The sequence below is a fragment of the Microbacterium kyungheense genome (genome assembly GCF_006783905.1).
GTDB lineage: Bacteria > Actinomycetota > Actinomycetes > Actinomycetales > Microbacteriaceae > Microbacterium > Microbacterium kyungheense.
The window spans coordinates 1-21,415 of sequence record NZ_VFPE01000006.1; the positions used below are offsets into that span (position 1 = coordinate 1).

15 protein-coding genes are annotated in these 21,415 nt (G+C 70.8%); 5 read left to right on the top strand and 10 right to left on the bottom strand.

Translation table 11 applies throughout. From position 1 onward, the window contains the following. The 3 genes from FB391_RS16090 to FB391_RS16100 all read right to left on the bottom strand — a co-directional run. Positions 1–508: anaerobic C4-dicarboxylate transporter family protein (locus tag FB391_RS16090; protein WP_221886316.1), on the bottom strand; the 508-nt coding region annotated here is incomplete at its 3' end. A gap of 88 nt (positions 509–596) precedes the next feature. Then, positions 597–1,004, bottom strand: coding sequence for a DUF7144 family membrane protein (locus FB391_RS16095; RefSeq protein WP_141896072.1), 408 nt, complete (start codon positions 1,002–1,004; stop codon positions 597–599). A 57-nt stretch (positions 1,005–1,061) separates the two neighbouring features. Next, positions 1,062–1,301 (bottom strand): hypothetical protein, encoded by a 240-nt coding sequence (locus FB391_RS16100; protein ID WP_141896074.1) that lies wholly within the window; start codon positions 1,299–1,301, stop codon positions 1,062–1,064. A gap of 562 nt (positions 1,302–1,863) precedes the next feature. Between FB391_RS16100 and FB391_RS16105 the strand changes: the two genes are divergently transcribed. From FB391_RS16105 to FB391_RS16115, 3 genes are read left to right on the top strand one after another with little or no spacing between them, the layout of a single operon-like run. Next, complete coding sequence (locus tag FB391_RS16105) at positions 1,864–4,026, top strand: winged helix-turn-helix domain-containing protein (RefSeq protein WP_141896076.1); 2,163 nt, start codon at positions 1,864–1,866, stop codon at positions 4,024–4,026. A gap of 43 nt (positions 4,027–4,069) precedes the next feature. Then, complete coding sequence (locus FB391_RS16110) at positions 4,070–5,461, top strand: DUF2252 domain-containing protein (protein WP_141896077.1); 1,392 nt, start codon at positions 4,070–4,072, stop codon at positions 5,459–5,461. 9 nt (positions 5,462–5,470) lie between these two features. Continuing rightward, positions 5,471–6,394, top strand: a complete 924-nt coding sequence (locus FB391_RS16115; RefSeq protein ID WP_141896079.1) for an HAD family hydrolase — start codon at positions 5,471–5,473, stop codon at positions 6,392–6,394. 30 nt (positions 6,395–6,424) lie between these two features. Here the strand turns inward: FB391_RS16115 and FB391_RS16120 are convergent, their stop codons facing one another. Beyond that, the gene (locus tag FB391_RS16120) at positions 6,425–7,339 is read right to left on the bottom strand and encodes a formylglycine-generating enzyme family protein (protein WP_281286447.1); all 915 of its coding nucleotides are present in this window, start codon (positions 7,337–7,339) and stop codon (positions 6,425–6,427) included. 17 nt (positions 7,340–7,356) lie between these two features. Continuing rightward, positions 7,357–8,028, bottom strand: coding sequence for a GAP family protein (locus FB391_RS16125; RefSeq protein WP_141896081.1), 672 nt, complete (start codon positions 8,026–8,028; stop codon positions 7,357–7,359). Positions 8,029–8,182: 154 nt separating this feature from the next. Between FB391_RS16125 and FB391_RS16130 the strand changes: the two genes are divergently transcribed. After that, a complete protein-coding gene (locus FB391_RS16130; RefSeq protein WP_141896083.1) occupies positions 8,183–10,507 on the top strand; it encodes an arylsulfatase in 2,325 nt (774 codons plus the stop codon). Between the two features lie 90 nt (positions 10,508–10,597). Here FB391_RS16130 and FB391_RS16135 read toward each other — a convergent pair whose 3' ends face one another. After that, positions 10,598–11,008 (bottom strand): MmcQ/YjbR family DNA-binding protein, encoded by a 411-nt coding sequence (locus tag FB391_RS16135; protein WP_141896085.1) that lies wholly within the window; start codon positions 11,006–11,008, stop codon positions 10,598–10,600. Between the two features lie 137 nt (positions 11,009–11,145). Here FB391_RS16135 and FB391_RS16140 point away from each other — a divergent pair, with 137 nt between their 5' ends. Beyond that, complete coding sequence (locus FB391_RS16140; RefSeq protein WP_185843138.1) at positions 11,146–14,493, top strand: DUF5979 domain-containing protein; 3,348 nt, start codon at positions 11,146–11,148, stop codon at positions 14,491–14,493. Positions 14,494–14,551: 58 nt separating this feature from the next. Here FB391_RS16140 and FB391_RS16145 read toward each other — a convergent pair whose 3' ends face one another. From FB391_RS16145 to FB391_RS16160, 4 genes are read right to left on the bottom strand one after another with little or no spacing between them, the layout of a single operon-like run. Continuing rightward, a complete protein-coding gene (locus tag FB391_RS16145; protein WP_141896088.1) occupies positions 14,552–15,529 on the bottom strand; it encodes a hypothetical protein in 978 nt (325 codons plus the stop codon). Between the two features lie 20 nt (positions 15,530–15,549). Further along, a complete protein-coding gene (locus FB391_RS16150) occupies positions 15,550–17,187 on the bottom strand; it encodes a fucose isomerase (protein WP_141896090.1) in 1,638 nt (545 codons plus the stop codon). Next, entirely contained in the window at positions 17,184–19,784 is a 2,601-nt protein-coding gene (locus tag FB391_RS16155) for a GH116 family glycosyl-hydrolase (RefSeq protein ID WP_141896092.1), read from the bottom strand. The genes FB391_RS16150 and FB391_RS16155 overlap by 4 nt, the downstream gene beginning before the upstream one ends. Further along, on the bottom strand, positions 19,781–21,301 hold the full coding sequence (locus FB391_RS16160; protein WP_141896095.1) for an FGGY-family carbohydrate kinase: 1,521 nt from the start codon (positions 21,299–21,301) through the stop codon (positions 19,781–19,783). The genes FB391_RS16155 and FB391_RS16160 overlap by 4 nt, the downstream gene beginning before the upstream one ends. Between the last annotated feature and the right edge of the window lie 114 nt (positions 21,302–21,415).

Below are 21,415 nucleotides of genomic sequence, written 5' to 3' on the forward strand. Positions count from 1 at the left end.
TGAGCTCATAGCCGGTGCCCGCCATGAGGACGAGGTATGCCGCCATCGCCGCTGACACCGGACTCGCAGTGATGCCGAGACCCGAGGTCACCGTCGAGGCGGCCAGCGCGCGCTCGGGGCGCTGCCCGTTGCGATACGCGGTCTCGTAGATCACCGGGATGAGCGCGAAGAAGATGTTGGACGTGCCCGAGAGCACGGTGAAGACGAACGCCACGACCGGCGCCACGTAGGTGAGCCGCCGAGGGTTGCGCTGAATGATCTTGGACGCGATCGACACGAGGTAGTCGATGCCGCCGGCCGCCTGCATGGCCGAGGACGCCGTGATGACCGCGATGATGATGAAGAACGCGTCGATCGGAGGCGAACCGGGCTCGAGCCGGAACACGAACACCAGGATCGTCGTGCCGACGACGCCCCACAGACCCAGCCCGAGCCCGCCGGTGCGGACACCGAGCACGATGGCGCCGAGCACCACACAGGCCTGCAGGATGACGAGTACGGTTTCCATCTCGCTCCTTCGCCGTTGCGCGCCGTCGTCGGCGCCGCTTGAGGGGTGACGGCCCGGGTCCGGGTCCCGGGCCGGGCCTCACCGGGGGCTACTCCTCGATCCTCAGCTCACGGCCGTGGGCCGTCAGCGCGTAGATCACGAGGATGTCGACGGCGATGATCGCCAGCGCCCAGAAGGGCTGCGTGGGGATCAGCATCAGCTGCCCGATCGCGCTCAGGGCCGCGAGGATGATCGCGACCACCCGCGCCCACGTCTGTCCCGCCAGCAGGGCGATGCCCGTCAGGATCAGCAGCACCCCGATGATGAGGTTCCACCATCCCCAGCCCTGCACGTCGAAGAGGAACAGTGAGCCGTCCACGACGGCGAAGTAGGCGTCGGGCCCGACGATGGCGACGAGTCCCTGAAGCCCGCCGAAGACACCGCTGATGAGGAGGATGACTCCGGCGAAGACGCCCCAGCCCGCCCACCCGGTGCGGCCGCTTGTTGCACTGCTCATTACGTTCTCCTGTTCTGTCGTTCTGGCACAGGCACGCTATGGTCGCGTCCTCGGGCGTCACGTCACCCGATGCGGGTGAGAATCCCCGTCGTCGATGGGATTCACCGAGATGACGGCGATGTGCAGCCCGTCGAACATCGCGAGCAGCCCTATCAGCCGTGCCTGATCGGGCACGGGACCCACCACATGCGTGCGTCCCTGCGCGTCGGTCGTGACGGTGAAGCCTTCCAGCGCCGTGACGACGAGGTCCGGGCTCAGCGGCCCGCTGACCACGATCTCGACCGTCTGATCGTGCACCGTGACCCCCTTCGAGACGATGCGCCCGCAGCGCTCGGGCTCCCGCAGGCGACAACTCCTCCAGCATGGCTCTCGCCGCCACGTCACCCCTGTGGGATGATTTAGGCCACCGCGCGCCCCTGAGGAAAGGGATGCCAGTGGTCGAACCTCGCAGAATGCCTCCGCACGCCGTCGATCGCCCTGCTCTCCGGCGGCAGCTCGACGCGGCCCTCGTCTCGCCGCTCGCGCTCGTCGTGGCTCCGGCTGGTGCGGGCAAGACGGTCCTCTGTTCACGCAGATGGGCGCAGTCGCGTCCCGACCCTCGCCGTCGCGTGGTTCGATCTGACGGCCGCGGACCGTGCCGTCGGCGCGTTCGCGCGCCGCCTGTGCGCGGGGATCGCAGCGGTCGCGCCGCGGTTCTCGCCGCCGGAGCCGCCCGCCGTCACCGCCAGGGCACGGCTGGGCGAACCGTTCCTGGTCGACCTCGCGGAACGGCTGGCGGACGCGGGCGACCTCGTCCTCGTGTTCGACGACCTCGACCACCTCTCGAAGGACCGCGGTCCTGACGGATCTGTGGCGGCTCGTGGATCTCCTCCCTCCCAACGCGCACGCGATCTTCTCGTCGCGCGTCGACCTGAACCTCGGCTGGAGCCGGCACCGGCTGGAGCACGACCTCGTCGAGATCCGCCAGCGCGAACTGGCCTTCGACGACGAGACCACCGGCAAGGTGCTGTCCGCGATCGCCGGACGCCACATCGGCCCCGCCACCGCCGCGGCGGTCACCGCGCAGACCGAGGGGTGGGCGGCGGGCGTGCAGCTCACGGCGCTGCGGCTGCGCTTCGCCGACGACCCCGGCCGCGTGGTCGAGGAGCTCACCGATACCGACCAGCTCGTCATGAACTATCTCAGCGTCGAGGTCCTCGACGGGCTGCGCCCCGAGCGGCGCGGCGCCCTCATGCGGCTGGCGGTGCTCGACGAGGTGTCGGCGGGCGTGGTCGAGGCGGTCGCCGACGTCGCGGGCGGCGACGACTTCCTCACCGCGCTCGAGCGCGACTCGCTGTTCCTCGTGCGTGTGCCGGGCCGCCCCGGCTGGTTCCGTCTGCACCGGCTGTTCCGCGATCTGCTCATCTATCGGCTCCGCGCGACGGAGCCCGCCGTCGAAGAGGGCGTGCTCGAAGCGGCCGCCGATTGGTTCCTCGCGGCCGGCGACACCGACACCGCCGTCGACTATCTGCTGCGCGGGCGCCGCTGGACGCGCGCCATGGACCTGATCCTCGGCCTCGGGCCCGACCCGTCCGAGGAGGTGCGCGCCGCGAAGATCGCCCACTGGCTCTCGATGGTCCCGCCCGAGGTGCGGGTGGCACGACCCGACGCCGTGCTGCTGCTCGCGATCGCGAACACGATGAGCGGGCACACCAGATCAGCCGTCGACACGCTGCAGCGGCTCGCCGACCGTCGCCTCACCGTCGGCCGTCGCCAGATCGCGCTGGCCTACCTCGCCGCGGAGGTGCAGTTCAGCCCGCACCCCGAGCTCTTCGCGGGCATCGCGGACGAGGCCCTCGCCCTGCTGGCGGCGCACCCCGACGCCGGACCGCCCGACCTGATGGGCCTGACGTCACGTCCGCTGCTCCAGCTGATCAGCCAGGTGTCGGCCGGACGGGCGCTGCTGATGCTCGGCCGGATCGACGACGCACGCGCGCACCTCGCCGCAGCCCTTTCACCGGCCGCGCTCGCGTATCCCCGCCATCGGGTGCACGCGCTCGGCTCGCTGGCGGTCGCGGAAGCGCTCTCGGGCCTGCTCACGAGCGCCTCCGAGCACGCGAACGAAGCACTCGCCGTCGAGCGCGACATCGGCGCGCACGGTCACCCCGCTCCCGCCGACGCCCACCTCGCACGCGCACTCGTGTGCATCCAGCGGGGCGAGGCCGGAGCGGGCGCGGCCTCGCTCGCCGTGGCCGTCGCGGCGGCGGCATCCAACAACCGCACGCAGCTGCTCTGGCTCGCCCACGTCGCCTCACGACTCATCCATCCGCTCGACCTCGCCGACGACGTCGAGGCCCTCGGTCCGCCGCCCCCGCTGGTGCGCCAGGCGCTGCTGTCGATCTCACTGCGCGAGGCGCGCCTGGAAGGCGGTCGCGGCGCTCTCCCCGCGCCGGCGACCGAATGGTCGGCGGTCGCGTTCGAAGAGGTCGCCGGACTCGTCGGCGCGGGGCGCACGGCACAGGCGCGCGAGCGGCTCGCCCAGCTCAGGGCCGCGGGCGTGCAGCCGAACCCGATCGCGCTGATCGAGGCGGACGCCCTCACCGCCTGGCTCTGCCTCGCCGAGGGGCACCGCGTGGCCGCGAGGGAGCACCTCGAGGCCGCCCTGCAGCGTGCACAGGACGACCGCCTGGCCCGCCCGTTCCTGCGGGTCGGGCCGCCGCTGCTCGATCTGCTCGACGAGGTGCCGACCGGGCGCGCCGAGTTCGGGCGGGTGATCGCGGAGCGCCTGCGAAGCCAGGGATCGGCGCGCAGCGAACGGCTCGTCGACGAGCTGACGCCCCGCGAGCGGGAGCTGATCGGCTACCTGCCCACCCGGTACACGATCGCCGACATCGCCGAGCGATGCTTCCTGTCGACCAACACGATCAAGACCCACCTCGCCCACATCTACCGCAAGCTCGGGGTCGCCTCGCGCGACGCCGCGATCGAGCGGGCCACCGAGCTGGGGCTGTTCGACTCAGCGGAGCACCACGACGTCATCTGACGAGGGTGATGCGACGTGCAAGAGGCGGAGGGACGATGACGACATGAGCACGATCTCCGAGAACGACTGGACCGCGCCGATGAGCACGGCGGAGCATCTGGAACGCGGGCTCGCCGCCCGCAAGGCGACGCCGCGCCGCTCCCTCTCCACGCTGACCACATCGGGACGCGACCCGCTGTCGATCCTCGATGCGCAGAACCGCACGCGCGTGCCAGAGCTCGTGCCGCTGCGCACCGAGCGCATGTCGGCGAACCCGTTCGCGTTCTACCGGGCGACCGCGGCGCTGCAGGCGGCAGATCTCGCCCGAGACCCGCACAGCGGCATCCTCGTCGCGTCGTGCGGCGACGCGCATGTGGCCAACTTCGGGTTCTACGCGTCGCCGCAGCGCACCCTCGTGTTCGACCTCAACGACTTCGACGAGGCGGCGTGGGCGCCATGGGAGTGGGACCTCAAGCGTCTGATCGCCAGCGTGGTCATCGCGGGCCAAGCCACGTCGCGCGACGAGGCGGTGGTGGATGCCGCGGTCCGCGGTGCGGTCTACGCCTATGCCCGCGCGATCAGGTCGTCGGTCGGGTCCTCACCCCTCGAGCGCTACTACCTGCACTCCGATGTGGCTGCGGCGCTCGCGATCATGGACCCGCAGTCCCGGCGCGCGATGCGCGCCGCGATCCGCGAGGCCAAGAAGCGCACCGGCGACAAGGCGGCCCGCAAGCTGACGCAGCTCGGCGAAGACGGGCGTCGCCGTTTCGTCGACCAGCCGCCGACGATGACGCATGTCGAGTCCGAGTTCGCGAGCCGCCTGCAGGGCTACATCGAGACGTACATCGCCAGCGCGGACATCAGCATCCGCGTGCTGCTCTACGACTACGTCTTCGCCGACATCGCACGGCGGGTCGTCGGCGTCGGGAGCGTCGGCACGCGCTGCTGGATCACCGTCTTCCAGGATGGAGACGGTCGGCCCCTGCTGCTGCAGGTCAAAGAAGCCGGTCGCAGCGTCCTCTCGGAGTACGGCGGGATCGAGCAGCCGGCAGAGGCGGACCACTTCATCGCCGAACACGGCCAGGGCGCGCGGGTGGTCGCACTGCAGAAGACCCTGCAGGCCTTCTCGGACCCGTTCCTCGGTCACGCCCGAGGGCCCGAGGGCCGCGACTTCTACGTGCGCCAGTTCCGCGACATGAAGGGCGGCATCTCGGCCGAGGCGCTCGAGGACGTCCCGTTCGCCACGTACGCGCAGGCGTGTGCCGTCACGCTGGCTCGCGCACACGCGCAGTCTCCGATGGTGACGGAGCTGGCGGGGTACCTCGGCAACGGGCGGATCGCGGCCGAGGCCATCCTGGAGTGGTCGCACGCCTATGCGGACCTGTCGCGCGCCGACTACGAGGCCTTCCTCGCCGCGAACGGAGACCTCCGCGACGGCGCGGCGGGCCACCGCTAGAGTCGCGGCATGAGCGACTCCCTGCCCTCGTGGCGCGACACCGCCACGCGCACCGCAATCTTCGACTTCGTGGCCGCCGTGACCGACGAGAACGGCCCGGACTACGTCGTGCCCGAGGCACGTGTCGCCGTGTTCGACAACGACGGCACGCTCTGGACCGAGAAGCCGATGCCCACGCAGCTGCACTACCTGCTGGAGCAGTGGAAGGCCGCCGCAGCCGCTGATCCGTCGCTCGCCGACACGCAGCCGTACCAGGCCGCCGCCAGCGGCGACATGTCGTGGCTCAGCGCGGCGATCGACAGGCACTACGCCGGCGACGACGCCGACCTCGGGCTGCTGATCGCCGCGGTCGCGAGCGCCTCAGGCGGTGTCAGCGTCGACGAGTACGCGGCATCCGTCGCCGAGTTCTATCGCGAGGCGCGCCACCTCACCCTCGGCACGCCGTACGCCCAGGTCGTCTACCAGCCGATGGTCGAGCTCATCCGGTTCCTCGAGGCCAACGGCTTCACGACCTATATCGTGTCCGGCGGCGAGCGGGACTTCATGCGCCCGATGACCGAGGCGAACTACGGCATCCCCGCCGAGCGGGTCGTCGGCACCGGGATGGGCCTCACGTACGACGCCGAGACGAACACCGTGCGCTACGCGCCGAAGCTCGCGTTCTTCGACGACGGCCCCGAGAAGCCGGTCCGCATCTGGATGCGGACCGGGCGCCGGCCGATCCTCGCCGCCGGCAACTCGAACGGCGACGTGCCGATGCTGCGGTTCGCGCAGGGGAACCCCCGCAGCCTCGCACTGCTGGTGCATCACGACGACGACACGGGCCGTGGCGACGCCCCGTACGACAAGGGCGCCGAGCAGGCGCTCGCTGCCGACGGCATCACCGTCATCAGCGTCCGCGACGACTGGGCGCAGGTCTTCCCCACCGCCTGATCGCAGCCGCGCCGGTGGCCCGGCGACCGGTCAGACGTCGCCGACGAGCCGGAAGCCGATGTGCGACATGCCGGTGTCCTCGGCCTGCGGCGAGCGCGCCGCGGGCCGGAACCGCAGGCAGTAGTCAGGCGAGCACAGGTGCGAGCCGCCCTTGAGCACGCGGCGCGGGATCGACGGGAAGCCGTCCTGGGCACTGGCGGCGGCGAGCAGGTTCGCGCGCTTGCCGGCATCCACCGGCTTGTCCGACAGTCGCAGGTGCCGCGGCGTGTAGAAGTCCGTGGTCCACTCCCACACGTTTCCGGTCATGTCGTACAGCCCGAAGCCGTTGGGCTCGTACGAGCCGACGGGAGCGGCATCCCCCACTCCCTGGTTGTCGTACGGAAAGCGGCCGAGCCACGAGTTCGCCTGCGGCACGCCGCCCGGGTAGGGCTCGTCGCCCCACGCGAACCGCTTGCCGTCGAGCCCGCCGCGGGCGGCGTACTCGTGCTCGGTCTCGGTGGGCAGGCGGAGTCCCGCCCATCTGGCGTAGGCCTGGGCATCCTCGAAGGCGATGTGGACGACGGGATGCCGCAGCCGCTCGTCGATGGACGACTCCGGCCCGAACGGCCGGCGCCAGTACGCGCCGGGCTGCCAGCGCCACCAGTTGCGCCAGTCCCGCAGGTCGACCGGCCCCGGCGTCGGCGTGAACACCATGGCGCCCGGGACGAGGTCGGCGGGGTCGGCGCCTTCGAAGTTCGCGGGGTCGAGCTCGCGCTCGGCGACGGTGACGTAGCCGGTGTCGTCGACGAACGCGGCGTACTGCTCGTTCGTCACGGCGTACCGGTCGATGCGGAACGGTGCGACCTCACGCTCGTGGACCGGCTGCTCGTCGGGGTAGAACTCGTCGGAGCCCATCGTGAACGTGCCGCCGGGAAGCAGCACCTGGTCGTGGATCGCAGACGTCACCCCACAACCGTAACGGCCTAGAAGCTGCCGATGCCCTTGCCGATCATCGAGACGCCGATCACGAGCAGCAGCACGGCCATGATGATCGCGTTCTCACGGCCCAGCCAGACTCGCAGCGCGTCCAGCGGTCCGCGCAGCCTGTCGGCGGCGATGAGGTACCCGACGACCGGGACGAGGACAGTGGATGCCGCGAGCAGCGTGAAGATCGCGATCACGAGCACGATCTCACCGGTCTCGAGGGAGGCCGAGCCGATGTCGACGCCGGCGCCCGCCGCCATGAGCAGGTTCTTCGGGTTGATCGCGGACAGCAGGAAGCCGAGGCCGAACGCGACCGGGAACGTGACCTTGTCGATGGCCTGCATCCACTTCGGCATCTTCGGGTCTTCGCCGGCCTTCGGCCGCCCGCGCCACTGGCGGACGGCGAGCAGCAGGAGCAGGACGCCGAGGATCAACTGGATGACGCCCTGGATCGGTTTCGAGGCATCCGGGTCGTCCTCGGGCAGCACCGACGAGAGGAGCGTGAACACCGTGACCGCCACGACGATGCCGATCACCCAGCCGAGGAGGAACCCGACGCTCGTCACGCGCGCCTTCGGCGACAGCAGCATGAGGATGGCCGCGATTATCGGGATGGGGCTGATCGCCACGCCGAGGGCGAGGGGAAGGATGTCTCCGATGACGGCGCCCATGGGCATGCCTCCTGGTCCGGAAGGGTGTCGGCTGTCGGACTCACCGTAGCGGTCCCGTCCCTCGTGGCATTCCTTCCGCTCGTGTCGCGCAGTGGATAGCTTCGAGGTGCGCCGTGCCCTCATGCGGCGCCTCGGGAGCGAAGGTGGAGTGAACATGACCGCAGAGTTCAACGGGACGATCAAGCTGGACGTCCGTGACTCGGTCGCGGACTGGGGTCCGTACGAACGTCCGAAGGCGCCGGAGGGCGCTCCCAACGTGCTGGTGATCCTGTACGACGACACCGGCATGGCGTCGTGGTCGCCGTACGGCGGGCGCATCAACATGCCCACGCTCGATCGGCTCGCGGCGAACGGCCTCACCTACACGCAGTGGCACACCACCGCGCTGTGCTCGCCGACGCGCTCGACGTTCCTCACCGGCCGCAACCACCACGTCAACGGCATGGGCAACATCATGGAGGGCACCAACGGCTTCCCCGGGCTGTCGGGCCACATCCCGGAGTCGTGCGCGACGATCGGCCAGGTGCTACAGAAGAACGGGTACTCGACGTTCTGGGTCGGCAAGAACCACAACGTCCCCGAGGAGGACGTCTCCACCGGTGGCAGCAAGGAGCAGTGGCCGCTCGCGATGGGCTTCGACCGCTTCTACGGCTTCCTCGGCGGCGAGACGAACAACTGGTACCCCGACCTCGCCGAGGACAACCACTTCATCGAACCGCCGTACACGCCCGAGGAGGGCTATCACCTGTCGAAGGACCTCGCCGACCAGACCATCCGGCTCATCCGCGACCAGAACGCGTCGAACCCGTCGAAGCCCTGGTACACGTGGTTCTGCCCCGGCGCCAACCATGCGCCGCACCACGCCCCCAAGGAGTACATCGACAGGTACAAGGGCGCCTTCGACGACGGCTACGACGCGTACCGCGAGTGGGTGCTCGCCCGCATGATCGAACGCGGCATCGTTCCGGCCGACACCGCGCTGACGCCGATCAACCCGATGCCCGAGGACCACGCGAACGCGGCCGACTATGTCAAGCCCTGGGACACGCTGTCGGACGACGAGAAGCGCCTCTTCGCCCGGATGGCCGAGGTGTTCGCGGGCTTCAGCGAGTACACCGACGTGCAGATCGGCCGCATCATCGACTACCTCGAAGACTCGGGGCAGCTCGACAACACGCTCATCTTCTACTGCGCCGACAACGGCGCCTCGGGCGAGGGGTCACCGGACGGCTCGGTCAACGAGAACAAGTTTTTCAACGGCTTCCCCGACGACCTGAAGGAGAACCTCGACAAGATCGGCGTGCTCGGCGGTCCCGAGACGTACAACCACTACCCGACAGGGTGGGCGACGGCGTTCTCCACCCCCTTCCAGATGTTCAAGCGCTACTCGCAGTTCTCGGGTGGCACATGCGACCCGATGGTGATCCACTGGCCGGCGGGCATCACGGCCAAGGGCGAGATCCGCCACCAGTACCACCACTCCACCGACATCGTCGCGACGATCCTCGACGTCATCGGCATCGAGATGCCGTCGGTGTTCCGCGGCGTCGAGCAGCGCCCGCTCGACGGCGTCTCGATGAAGTACTCGTTCGACGCGGAACCCGACGGGCCCACCGCCAAGAAGGTGCAGTACTACGCGATGCTCGGCACGCGCGGCGTCTGGAAGGACGGCTGGAAGGCCGCCGCCATCCACGCTCCGCTCACCGGCCACGGCCGCTTCGACGAGGATCGCTGGGAGCTCTACCACGTCGACGTCGATCGGTCGGAGTCGAAGGACCTCGCCGCCGAGCATCCCGAGAAGCTCCAGGAGCTCATCGACGCGTGGTTCGAAGAGGCGGAGAAGAACAACGTGCTGCCCCTCGACGACCGATCGGCCCGTGACCAGCTCACGATCGAGCGGCCGCAGAGCGAGCCGGCGCGCACGCGATACATCTACTACCCCGACACGACAGCCGTCGCCGAGAGCGTCGCGGTCAACGTCCGCGGCAGGTCGTACAAGATCATCGCCGACGTGATCCTCGAGGAGGGTGCCGAGGGCGTGCTCTTCGCCCACGGCTCGCGCTTCGGCGGGCACGCGCTGTTCATCAAGGACAACACGCTGAACTATGTGTACAACTTCCTCGGCATCCCGCCGGAGCAGACCTTCACGTCGGGCGGGCTGACACCGGGCAAGCACGCGCTGGGCGTCGAGTTCATCCGCGACGGCGCCGGCGAGCACGGTGAGTCGCTGGGCACGGCCAAGCTTTACGTCGACGACCAGGTCGTCGCCGAGGGTCCGATGCGCGCGCAGGTCGGCAAGTTCACGCTCGCCGGTGACGGCCTGTGCGTCGGCTTCGACAGCGGGGACTCTGTGAGCGGACAGTATTCCGGCGGCTTCCCCTTCACGGGCGGCAAGCTGCTCGGCGTCGGCGTCGACGTCAGCGAGGAGCAGTATCTCGACCTCGAGCTCGAGGCCCTCGCGGCGCTCGCGCGCGAGTAACGCCGGACACGCTCCCACGGTGAGAGACCGGATGCTGCGGCTGCGGCATCCGGTCTCTCATCGTTCCGGCGACACCGGCCCTCGCAGGGATCAGGCGGGCGGGTGCGCCGCCAGCCATTCGTTCGCCATCTTCTTGGGCACCTTCAGCAGCCACGCGTCGGTCACGACCTCGCGCAGCAGCTCAGCATCGATCGCGTCGAGCCGGAGCAGCACCGCTGGGTAGCCGTCGAAGTGCGGGATGGTGAAGAACACATCAGGGTAGGTCTCGATGAGCGCGAGCTTGCCTTGCTCGCCATCGGTGCGGACGCCGACCACCTCGCCGTCGGGCCACTCGCGGCCGATCGCGCTCAGCTGCTCGAGATCGCGGCCGCTGGGGCCTCGCTGCCAGACGAACACACCGGTGGGCGTGCGCCAGGTGGCCGCGCGCCGGTGACCGTCGACGCGTTCGACCACGCCCGGGAAGCCGAGCGCGATGGCCCGTACGTCGTCGAGAACCGCCATGGCCCCCATCATCCGCCTGTTCGGCTGCCGAGTCACGTGACGCCGGGGGCAGGGTGTGGTGTACTGATTCCCACGACAGAGCCCGACTGCGTCGCACTGCCCGGGGGGAGACCAGGCGGTGCAAGAGGAGCATCCCTGTGAGCACTACTCATCGTCCCCGCGTGCGCCGATTCCTGGCCGCAGCACTCTCGACCGCACTCGCCGCCACCGGCGCGGTCGCCGTGACCGCGCTTCCGGCCGTCGCCGCGTATCCGGATTCGGTGAACCCGTTCGCCATCGCTGGCGGCTTCACCGTATACGCGCGCGAGGATGCGCTCCTGCAGAATCAAGAGACCGAGGGCAGCATCGCCGTCGGCGGCACCGCCACGGTGCAGGGCAGCAGCGGTCAGTACACGATCATCCACGTCTCGGCCGGCACGGGTGCCTACGACCTGCCGAGCGTCGACGGCGATCCGACCCGCTTCCTGGTCGGGCAGTACAGCACCGACAGCACCGGCATCCTGGCCATCACCAGTGCGGGAACGGCGGATCCGGCGCTGTTCGGCGACCTGAAGATGGTGCAGCGCGACGGGCCGTGGCAGCCGTTCGCGCGCGCGGACTGGATCCGGCTCAACCAGAACCCCTCGAACCCCGACCAGACACCGCTGATCGACGCGACCCACCAGCAGTACCCCGCGAGCGCCGCGCCGCCGGCCGGCGCGACGGGCGGTGGCAGCATCTACACGGCGAACACGTCGAGCACCGCCGTCGCCGACTACGTCGAGGCAGGCCGGCAGGCGTCATGGGACGAGGCGTCGGCCTGTTTCGCCGACATCGCCGACCCTACGGGCGGGATCGGGTACGAGGTCGGCGTCGCAGAGCATGTGGGCGACCGCATCGTCCTGGGACCGCTCAGCGCCGACCAGCCCAACGTGCTGGACTACTCCCTGCTCGCCGGGGCGACCCTCATCCAGTTCTCCGCCGGCAGCCCGACGCCCGGCGTCACCAACCCGCTCGTGATCCGCGTGCCCGCCGGTACGACGACGGTGACCGGCGCGCGCATCGACCCGCAGGGGCAGTACTCCCCGTACGTCGTCTGGGACCTGTCGCAGCTGACGGGCGACGTGGAGGTCACCGCCGGCCAGACCCGCATGGACGGCTCGATCTACGCGCCCGACGCGTCTGTCACGGTGACCGCCGCGCCTCTGGACGGTCAGGTGATCGCCCAGAACGTCACGATCAGGGGCGGCGAGGTGCACTCGTTCCTCTTCTCCAGCGAGATCCCCTGCAACGCCGTGAACGGCACCTTCACGGTGCGCAAGCAGCTGTCGGGCATCGAGGAGTCGGAGCTTCCGGAAGGCACGACCTTCACCGTCAACTACCGTGCCGTCGACCCCGAGGGCGAGGTGTCGGTCGGAACCCTGGAGGTGCCCGCCGACGGCAGCCCCGTCGCGGTGGGCGAGCAGTTCCCGATCGGCACCGTCGTGACGTTCGAAGAGATCGAGCCCGAGAGCGTGCCCGGATGGGAGTGGGGCGACGCGACGATCACCCCCAACCCGCTCACCGTCGGTGGCGGCACCGCCGACATCGTCGTCTCGAACGCCGCCACGCCGCTCACGGGCACCTTCAGCGTCAGGAAGTCGATCGACTTCCTCGGCGATGACCCGGTCGATGTTCCGGCCGATGCGTTCGTCCCCGTACGCTGGACGGCCTGGGACGGAACCACCCAGATCGACGAGGGCACGCTGAACGTGCCCCTCGACGGCGCCGTCGTGGATGTCGGCCGCCAGTTCCCCTCGGGCACGCGCATCGTCCTCACCGAAGACCTGTCCGGCGTCACTCCGCCCGACGGCTACGAGTGGTCGGGCGTCGGCTGGAACCCCGGCCGCACGTTCGTCATCGGCGACGACGGCACGGTCGCGGTCGAGCTGACCAACGCGGTCACGCCGATCGACGTCCCGCGCACCATCACGATCGTGAAGGCGGCGACGGGGGATGCCGCCGACCCCGCCTACGGCTACGCGGTGAGCTACAACACCGACCCGCCCGGCACCCGCACCACGGTGGACCTGCCGGTCGGCGATCCGCAGTCCATCGACGACGTCGAGGCCGACACCGACACCCTGGAGCTCGCCGAGCTCCTGCCGACGCTGAACGGCGATCCCGTCGACCCCGCGGCGTGGGAGCTGCCGGTCATCGACGTCACGGTCGACGGCGTCACGACGACGTACCGGCCCGAGAACTTCGAGGGCGCCGGCCCGCTCGAGTCCGCGATCGTCGACATCCCACTGCCTGAGACGGGCGACATCTCCATCGAGGTCGCCAACGCCCTGCGGGAAGGCACGTTCACGCTGTCGAAGGCGTTCGAGGGCGTGTCCCCCGACGACGTGCCGCCCGGTCTCGAGTTCACGGTCGCGTGGACCGCGACCCTGCCGACGGGCGAGGTGCGCACGGGCACGCTGAGGCTCCCCGGAGGCGGTGCCCCGGTCGGGCCGGTCGATGAATCCGGCCAGCCGATGCTCTTCCCCTACGGCACCGTCATCACCTACACCGAGCTCACGGCTCCCGCCGTCCGCAGCCTGACGTGGCTCGGCGCGCGATTCTCGCTCGCTCAGCTCGTGATCGGCCAGGACGACCAGGCCGTCGTGCACGCGACGCTCACCAACGACGTTTCGGTGCTGCGAGGCACGTTCCTCGTGCAGAAGGACTTCGCGGGCATCGACCCGGACGAGCTGCTCACGGACTCGTTCACGATCGACTACGTCGCGCGCGAGCCCGACCTGACGGCCACGGCCGGGCGGTTCTCGCTCCCGGCCGACGGCACGCCGGCCGGCCCGATCGACACCTCGGGCAACACGATCACCTTCCCGGTCGGCACGACGGTGCAGCTGATCGAAGAACCACCCGACGCCTCGGCGCTGCCACCCGGCTACACGTGGAGCGGCACCACCTGGAACCCGGGCAGCTCCGTCGAGATCGGTCTCGGCGAGACGCCGGTGCTCGAGCTGACCAACTCCGTCGTCGCCCTGACGCGCATGGCCGTCACCAAGGTCGTCGACGGCGATGGGGCGGCGAGCGTGCCCGAAGGGACGACGTTCCCGGTGGATTGGTGGATCGACGGCGCACCGCAGACGCGGGTCGAGCTCGAGCCGAACGTGACGCTGTACTCGCCCTACTTCCCGGTGAGCACCATCATCGAGGCGCAGGAGGTCGCGCCCGCCCCGATCGACGGCGTCAACTGGGGCACGCCGACATGGACGGTCGGCGGTCAGACGCTCGTCCCCGACACGCGTGGCCGCGTCACCCTGCCGATGTCCGAGACGAGCACGCCGGTCACCGCCGAGGTCACGCTCACCAATGTCGCCGACGCACCGCGTCCGCCGACGCCGCTTCCCGCGACCGGCGGCGGCGCGGTGTCGCCGCTCGTGCCGCTCGGCGCGCTCACCGCGATCGCGCTCGGCGCGTTCCTGACCGTCCGGCGCTCGCGCCGCGTCCACCGGATGTGACGAATGGATGCCTCACCCCGGCCGGCCGCGGCGGTGGGGCATCCACTCCCCCGAAGGGCTACGGAACCCGCGAGAGCGGCTCTGCCGAGAAGGTGAACGCGCGGCCCTGCCGGAACGGCTCGACGAGCTCGAAGTTCTCGAACGCGATCCCGCCGGGGATGGGCGCCTCGCTCATCCAGTACGTGTAGCGGCCGTTGACCTGGGCGACCAGGGCCGGGTCGGGATCCTCTGCGCGCCAGGTCTGCACCGCCGGCACCCCCACGTAGGTCCAGTGCGCGGCGGTGCCCGGCGCGTGCTCGGCGAGGTGGGGCTCGGACTCGTCGGGCACCGCCGACACCGCGACGGCACCGGTGTCGTCACGCGTCAGCCTGTCGACACCGAAGCGGGCGTGCGCCGCGAAATGCGCATCGGTGTAGTCCGGCCAGAGCGCACCCGCGTGGGCGTCGCCCCCTGCGAGCCGCAGGGTGCGCAGGCGCGCCCAGTTGCCCATGGTCGCCGTCAGCACGCACGCCTCCAGCTCCACCGACGACGGGCGGCGGTAGGCGGCGACGGTGATCTCGTGCGGCCGGTCGGCGCGGAACACCGTGCGCACCCACACGTCGGCGCCGTTGGCGAACGGCTCGACCGCGACGTCGACGGTGAGCGTCTCGACGCCGTCGACGACGGCCACCGTGCCCCGCGACGGCTCACGCGGGTCGCGCAGGCCGGGGTCGTCGTGGTCGTCGGTCGACCACAGCCGCAGTCCCGGCATGTCGTCCAGGCGGCTGCGCTCCAGCTCGGAGTACCCGCGCTCGACGTGACCGGCCGGGATCGGCTCGACCGCGATGAAGTTCAGCAGGCGATCACGCGGCTGGCCGAGATACGGCGTGTACAGCCGCAGCAGGCCGCGCGGCCCGCCGATCGGCGGCAGACCGAGCTGCAGACCGTCCGGGTGGCCCCATCGCGGTTCGCGCGGCCCGTCGACGGGCGCCGGGCGCAGCCAGCGCCCGTCAACGACGGCCTCGGTCCATGCACGGCCGTCGACGTCGTGCGGCATCCCCTCGTCCTCGCGGGTCGTCACAGCGCGTCGACGCGGCCGATGAGGTGCACCCGGATGCCCATGCGGTCGAGCATCGCGGCCTTCGCCACGAGCGCCTTGTCGGCGGTCTCGGCGTCGGGCGCATAGACGACCTGTGCGTGGTTGGCCTTGTGGCGCGCCATGAACTGGTCGCGCGTGACGTCGTGCAGCACCACGTGCGCGATCGGCCATTCGGGGTTGGTCGCGTCCTTGCGGCGCTGTGTCTCTTCGGCGGGCAGCTCGACGACCGTTCCGCGGAAGATGTCGGCCTGCAGCACGCCGTCGGCGATGTACACGCGCGAGAGGACGACCTCGCCCGGCTTCGAGACGCCGTTGATCGTCGACCCTCCCGCCGGGAAGAACACCGGCCCCTGGCGCCAGCCCTCGGCCTTGTCCCATCCGCCCAGGTGCGAAGCGGGCACCGAGCCCGAGATCTCGTACACCCACACGAACCGCCCGTCGTAGTCCTCGCCCCAGCGCACGTCGTGCAGCGTGTTGTCGGGGACGAGGCCCATGGCCGTCCACACCCGGTCGGTGACGAGCGCGTCGACGGCGACGCCCTCGTCGGCCTCGTTGAAGTGCGGGAACGCGCGCCCGGCGAACAGCTCGCGCGAGCCGTCGCGCGAGAGCACGGGCGGGCGCTCGGTCGAATTGATCATGCCTTCGGCGAGATCGGATGCCGGCACCAGGTCCTTCAGGCCCTGCTGGTACTGGATGCCCACGGCGTCGAGCCCGAAGTCGTCGGCGATGCGCAGCGCGGCGATGTACATCTTCAGCTGCCAGCGCACCTGCGCCTCGGTGAGCTCGGTGGCCTCGTCGGTGCCGAAGCGGAACGTCATGCCGCGGTCGGTCAGCCAGTCGCGGTCGGCGTCGGCCTCGGCATCCGTGACGTTCAGCATCTCGGCGTACAGCGCCGACTGCGACAGGCGCTCCTTGTAGATGCCGGTGCGGTTGAGCAGCTCGTCGTCGAAGATCGCGTTGTACATGCCCATGCAGCCCTCGTCGAACACGCCGATGATGGCCTTGTCGGCGAGCAGCTGGTCGCCGAGCGCCCGGCCGAGCGCGACCTCGGGGGTGTCGGGGAGTTCCGGCAGCGGGCGCACGTGCGACGCATCGTGCGTGATGGCGCCGGTCTCGGTCCACTCCCGGATGCCGTTCTTGAACCAGTCGTCGGTGAAGTCGACCGACCAGATCGAGGCATACTCCTTGCCCATCTTGGTGAGCCCGGCGTTGAGCCCCAGAAGGCCCACGAGTCCCGGCCAGTCGCCGGCGAAGTTCGCGACGGTGAGGATAGGCCCCTCGTGTGTGCGCAGGCCGGCGAGCACGTGGTGCGAATACTGCCAGACCGCCTCGGCGACGACGAGCGGTGCGTCCGACGGGATGGTCTTGAAGACCTCGAGCCCCATGCGCTGGCTCGAGATGAAGCCGTGGCCGGTCGCCGGGTCGACGTCGTTGGCGCGGATCACCTGCCAGCCGAGGTCGTTCAGCACGCCGGTGACGCCGTGTTCGAGCTCGACCTGCGTGGGCCAGCCGGCGGCGTTGGCCGACTCGCGCAGGTCGCCCGACGCGATGAGGTAGGCGGTCTTCGGCGGCGCGGCCTGGTGCTCGCGGACGGTGGGAAGGGCATAGCCGGTCATGGGGTCTCCTGAGGTGAGGGGTCTGCGACGGCGGCACCCGAGCGAGCGGTCACGCTCTCGCCGGCCGTCAGGGTGAAGGAAGGGGCGGCCGCGACGTGCACGGGCCGGCCGCGCAGTTCGAGCCGCTCCAGGGTCAGTGAGCCGCCGTCGACGTGCAGGGTCAGCTCGTCGCCGTCGATCTCGACGCGCCCCCACGCGTCGCCCGCGGTGAACAGCGCGCGGAAGGGGCCGCCGACAGCGGGGTCGAACGAGAGCGTGCGGGCGGGGGCATCCCATTGCACGCCGCTGAACGCGAGCAGCAGTCCCCACGACGCGAGGGAGCGGGCGTAGTGGTTGCCGCACTCGATCTCGTTCCACGGGCTGCGGTACTCGCCGTCGTAGCGGGCGCGCAGCGTGCGCTCGAGGCCGAGGCCTTCGTCGGCGAGACCCGCGTAGACGAGGGATGCGGCCACCTGGTGCTCGATGCCGGTCCAGACCTCGTCGGAGTAGACGAACGGGATCGAGGGCCGCCCGCCACGCGGCCACGAGGCGAGCAGGAGCCCGCCCTCGTCGTTGAGCGCGTACACGCGCTGCGTGCTCTCATGCGACGTCAGGTCCGCACGGTGGTTGTGCGCGACGATCGCGCCGAGGGCGCTGCGCAGGTGCTCGCGCGGCAGCAGGTCGCCGAGGCCGTTGATCCACGCGTGGAACTGGCCGAGCAGCTGATCCGAGAGGAGGCCCTCGCCGTACTGGTAGCGGTGCGCGTCGACGTCGTCGATCACCTGCCGGTAGTACTCGCCGTTCCACAGCAGCGCGTCCATGCCTGCGGCGACCCGGTCGGCCCGGTCGAGCCAGTCCGCCGCCCGCGCGGTCTCGCCGAGGTGCGCCGCCATGCGGGCGCCCGCGCGCAGCGCCGCGGTGAACATGCCGTTGGCGAGCGGGTCGATCCCGTGGAACTCGATGTCGTACGTGTTGTGGAGCTCTCCGTCGAGCAGGCCGTCGCCGTCGCGGTCCCACTCGCGGATCGCATGCTCGAGCGTGCGCACGGCCGCGGGCCACGCCTCGCGCAGGAAGCGGTCGTCGCCCGAGAACCGCCACTCGCGGTGCAGGCGCAGGAAGGTGCCGAGCTGTCCGTCGACCGCGGGTCCCATGAACCACGGCTGGCCGCCGAAGACGCGGTTGCTGCGGAACTTCTGCGCCCCCGCGTCGTCGGTCTCGAGCAGGAACTCGACGCGGCGGGCGCTGCGCTCCAGCGCGGGGAACAGCCACGCCATCGTCTGCGCGTACGACCACACGTGCGTGCAGGTGCCCTCGCACGAGCCGACATGGTAGAACGAGCCCTCCCACGCGGCGAGCACCGGCCCGTCGCCGAGGTCGGCGTTCGGCGTCTCCACGACGAACGCCGTGGTCGACCGCGTCGCCGCGATGTTCGCGCCCACCGCATCGGCGACGACGGGGTCGAGGGTGCCGCCGTAGAGCGCGTCGACGAAGGCGAGCGTGGTCGCCTCGAGCGCGGGCAGCTCACGATGAAGATGGGATGCCGCACCCCACGCGTCCGGCCACAGCACCGCGTACCGGTTGCGCACGGTGCCCGGGTCGGCGCGTTCGTCGGCGACGATGTTGCCGCGCCACGAGCGGACCCGGTTCGGGAAGCTCCACGCGAGCACGAACTCGAAATCGCGGCTCTCGCCCGGTGCCAGCTCGTGGACGATCCCGAGCGATCCGGTGCGCAGCCGCGGCAGGCGCTCGAACAGCTCCTCCTCGCTCATCGGCCCCGCCGAGGCGGAGTCGGCGAACAGGCCGCGCGGGCGGTCCTCGAGCGTCAGGCGGGACTCGGGCTGCAGCATCCCGTCATCCGACAAGTCGCTCCAGAACAGGCGCGCGCCGTCGGGCCAGAACCCGGTGACCCACTGCGGCTTGGCGGTGGTCGACGCGTCGGTCGTCGTGAGGCTGAGCGTGCCGTAGCCGGGATCGTCCTCGGGAAGCCCGATGCCGAAGTCGAGCCCCCGCACACCGTCCTCCTCGCGCCAGCGCACCGTCTGCTGCGCGCGCATGCCGAACGGGCCCTCGCCGCGGCCGGCGGTGTGGCTGACGCTGCCGGCCACGGTGACGCGCACCGATCGGTCCGCGGGGTTCGTCACGCGGTAGCGCAGGACGGCGGCGGGGATGCCAGACGCGTCGGCGTCGAGCGGCACGAGAGGCGTGAACGCCCGCAGCGACACGTCGACCGGCAGCACGTCGTCGTCGAAGTCGATGTCGACGACGGGGTACTCGCCGTGCATCGTCGCCGCCCGCAGCCGTGGCAGGCCCGCCTGCCACTCGAACAGGAACCCGGCGTCGATGTCGCGGCGCCCCGTGATGCGCGCCTCGAGCACGCGTGTGACGGCGTCGCCGGCGTCGGCGCCCTCGTCGTCGAGCGGCGCGGCGTGGATCGCGAAGAACGAGTACGGGTTGATCCGCCCCTTGTCGGGGGCGTTCTCGAGCTCCCAGTCGTGCAGCTCGCCGCGCGCGCCCAGTGACACGTTGCCCGTGCCGATGCCACCCAGCGGAAAGGCTGCCCGCTCGGCGGTGTGCGGGATGCCGCGGGCACGCCTGCGGGTCTCGGACGGGCCGGTCATGCCATCGCCCCCTGGGGCAGCGCCCGCCGCTGCTCGGCGGCGAGCTCGTGGACGAGCTCCTTCGTCGAGGCGTAGAGACGCAGGTAGCGCTCGAAGAGCTCGTCGTAGTAGGTCGCCGCATCGGGGTCGGGGCGCACCGTGTGAGCGACGGGGTTCCAGTCGGCGATGCGCGGCGGCGCATCGGCCGTCGCCGCGGCCGCCAGGAACGCGGCGCCGTAACAGGCGCCGATGGTCGTGCGGGGCACCTCCTGCACGAGGCCTGTCGCATCCGACACGATCTGCAGCCACAGCCCGCCTTGGGTGCCCCCTCCGACGGCGACGATGCGGCGGATGTCGGCGCCCGCGGCACGCATCGTCTCGACGTTGTGACGGACCCCGAGCGCCGTGGCCTCGAGGGCAGCGCGGTACAGGTCGCCGCGCGTGTGGTCGAGGGTCAGCCCGGCGATGACGCCGCGCGCGTCGGGGTCCTGGATCGGCGTCCGCTCGCCGGCGAAGTACGGCAGCAGGACGAGGCCGCGCGCACCGCGCCCCGAGACCTCGGCCTCGGCGAGGAGCGCCGGGTAGTCGGCATCCGTGATGCCCTTCAGCCATGCGGTCAGCGCGCCCGACGTCGCCAGGCCGCCGGCGAGGTTGCGGGTGCCGGGGAATGCGCCGACGGTCGTCCACATCGAGGGGGTGCGCAGCGTCTCGGTGCCCGTGGCGATGAGGAACATCGTGGTGCCGTACATGAGCATGAGGTCGCCGTCCTCGTGTGCGCCGACGCTCACCGCCTCGGTCCACGCGTCGATCGTGCCGGTGATGACCGGCGTGCCCGAGGGGATGCCGGCGGCAGCGGCCGCGGCATCCGTCACGGCGCCGGCCACCTCACCCGCCCACGCCAGCCGCGGCGGCTCGATCCCGGACGCGTAGCGGTCCCACCAGGGCTCGTGCCACGCCTCGGCCTCGACGTCGTACAGCGGCGAGCACTGGCTGGCGGACTGGTGATCGAGCACGTAGGCGCCGGTGAGCCGGCGGACGAGCCAGGACGCCGGCATGAACAGCCGCCGCGCCCGCTCGAACACCTCGGGCTCCTCATCGGCGATCCACGCGATCTTCGGACCGGCGGCCTGAGAGGTGAGCGTCGATCCGCCGATCCGGACGATCTCGTCGGCGCCGAGCTCGTCGGTCAGGCGCGCGATCTGAGCGCCCGCCCGCATGTCGACGCCGTAGAGGATCGCCGGGCGCACCGGCTCGTCGTGCTCGTCGGCCAGCAGGACGCAGGGGCCCATGCCGCTCACGCCGACGGCGCTGATCTCTGGGTCGATCCCCTGCTCGCGCGCCCGCTCGGGCAGCTCACGGGCGAGCGATACGAACTCGTCCCACCAGAGGTGGGCATCCATCTCCACCCACGAGGTGCGCGGACGCGAGACCTCGTGCGCACGCGTCGCGACGGCGACGATGCGGCCCGTCTCGTCGACGAGCACGCCCTTGCTGCTGGACGTGCCGATGTCGACACCGAGCGTGCAGCGGACGGTCATCGGATCCTCCTCGATCGCGACAGCGCCTGAGACGCGGACGGCGTCGGGCGAATGCGTCCACTGTAGACGAAATCGATTTCATGATCAACCGCACGAAACCGCGTGCGGGCTGAA